The sequence below is a fragment of the Aeriscardovia aeriphila genome (assembly GCF_002259595.1).
Classification (GTDB): Bacteria; Actinomycetota; Actinomycetes; order Actinomycetales; family Bifidobacteriaceae; genus Aeriscardovia; species Aeriscardovia aeriphila.
The window spans coordinates 1-1293 of the sequence record NZ_MWWU01000008.1 but is presented as its reverse complement, the minus strand read 5'-3'; the positions used below and the strand labels follow the sequence as shown (position 1 = coordinate 1293).

Annotated in this window: 2 protein-coding genes; one reads left to right on the top strand and one right to left on the bottom strand. The window is 56.4% G+C overall.

Features of this window, described 5'->3' with window-relative positions; translation table 11 throughout:
- Positions 1 to 835: Clp protease N-terminal domain-containing protein (locus tag AEAE_RS06620; RefSeq protein ID WP_275542019.1), on the bottom strand; the 835-nt coding region annotated here is incomplete at its 3' end.
- A 195-nt stretch (positions 836 to 1030) separates the two neighbouring features.
- On the opposite strand from AEAE_RS06620, the gene AEAE_RS06615 reads away from it, so the two are divergent.
- Positions 1031 to 1293: BlaI/MecI/CopY family transcriptional regulator (locus AEAE_RS06615; RefSeq protein ID WP_148139992.1), on the top strand; the 263-nt coding region annotated here is incomplete at its 3' end.

Genomic DNA, 1293 nt, shown 5'->3' with positions numbered 1-1293 from the left:
AGGCGATGACGTTACCATCCGACTGACGGATTTCGTTGCGAACAGCCTTGAAACGCTCCTCAAACTCGCCACGGTACTTGCTGCCTGCCACCATCGAACCCAAGTCGAGAGCGACCAGACCCTTATTCTTCACGCCGGTCGTCACCTCCCCGCATACCATACGCTCCGCCATGCCTTCCACAACGGCCCCCTTACCAACGCCTGCTTCGCCGATGAGAACAGGGTTGTTCTTCGTGCGGCGCTCGAGAATTTGCATGACGCGGCGAATTTCACGGTCGCGGCCGATCACTGGGTCGAGCTTGCCTTCACGTGCCTGCTTGGTCAGGTCGGTGGAGTATTTCTCCAAAGCCTTGTACGTGCCTTCCGCATCCGGGCTGGTGACGTGAGCACCTCCACGAATAGAGGGTACAGCCTTGCGAAGCTTGTCCGGGCTCACGCCTGCGCGAGAGAGGATGTCGGCTGCGTCAGAAGGGCCGATGGCAATGCCGATGAGCAGGTGTTCGGTGGAAACGTATTCGTCGCCAAGCTTGCTCATTTCCTTTTGCGCGTTGACGAGCGCGACGGTGAGCTGGCGGCTGGCGTCAGGCTGAGTGGTGCTCGAGCCGGAAGCTGCTGGTAGTTGGGTGAGTGCGTGGCGTACTTGGGCGCCGATTTCTTGAACGTTGGCGCCGGTTGCTTGCACAAGCCCTTTAACGACGCCGCCATCTTGGCGCAGCAAAGAATCGAGCAGATGCAGCGGTTCGACGGTGGGGTTGCCTGCTGCAGAAGCTGTTTGAATAGCATCCCCGATGGCCTGCTGTGCCATTGTTGTGTACTTTTCTTCTTGATTGGCCATCACGAACTCCTTTCGCGTTGTCTCTTTCAGCTCGGCTGGAGGCCGGGCTGGTTTGCATCTAGAAGGAGTAACAGATTATCAGCGCAGATATTCCCAAAACTTGATAGAAGTCGGCTCAAGTTTTATCGTTTACACTTGTAGTTCACCAACAGCAAGATTGCCACGACGCACAAACCCAGAACGTACACTGAAAACATGAGCGATACGAATGCAGAAGTTTCCCTGATCTCCCCCTCCGAGTGGGAGCTGATGAGAGTGGTGTGGACCGAAGGGCCCAGCAAAGCCAAAACTCTCGTGGAAAACATGTCCAAGAAAAGTCAGTGGTCCGAGTCGACCACCAAAACTCTGCTTCGCCGCCTCGTCAGCAAGGGAATTCTCACAACGAAAAGCGTCGAAGGCCAGCGCGGCTTCCTCTACACACCAACCGTGGCAGAGAAAGAAGCCATGCGCGACCAAGC